Genomic DNA, 400 nt, shown 5'->3' with positions numbered 1-400 from the left:
GATGTATTCGAACGTATTTTTATTAATATCGTAGAGCAAGCCATGTCGAAAGGCTTGGTCGCGGGGCAAGAGTTCTTTACGGACAGTACTCATCTCAAAGCGAACGCTAACAAGAATAAACATACCAATAAAGCCATGGCGGTTCGCGCGAGTGCCTATCTTGATATGCTGGATGAAGACGTTGCGTTAGACCGAGAAATAGCGGGTAAGAAACCGCTTAAGGCTCGCGGATCAGAGTCAAAAATAAAGAATACTAAAACCAGCACCACTGACCCAGAGAGTGGCTTCATGACTCGTGATAATAAGCCACAAGGCTTCTTCTATCTCGACCATAGAACCGTTGATGGTCAACACGGAATTATCCTCGATACCTATACCACCGCAGGTAACATCAATGACT

At 45.0% G+C, this 400-nt stretch carries 1 pseudogene; it reads left to right on the top strand.

Features of this window, described 5'->3' with window-relative positions:
- A pseudogene (locus IRQ95_RS22490) lies at nucleotides 1–400 on the top strand (IS5/IS1182 family transposase); the annotation flags it as partial.

Origin of the sequence: Vibrio fluminensis (assembly GCF_015278125.1) — a bacterium.
GTDB classification, from domain to species: Bacteria; Pseudomonadota; Gammaproteobacteria; order Enterobacterales; family Vibrionaceae; genus Vibrio; species Vibrio fluminensis.
Note: the sequence above shows the minus strand (reverse complement) of the source record. Positions and strands in the feature narration are given on the sequence as shown.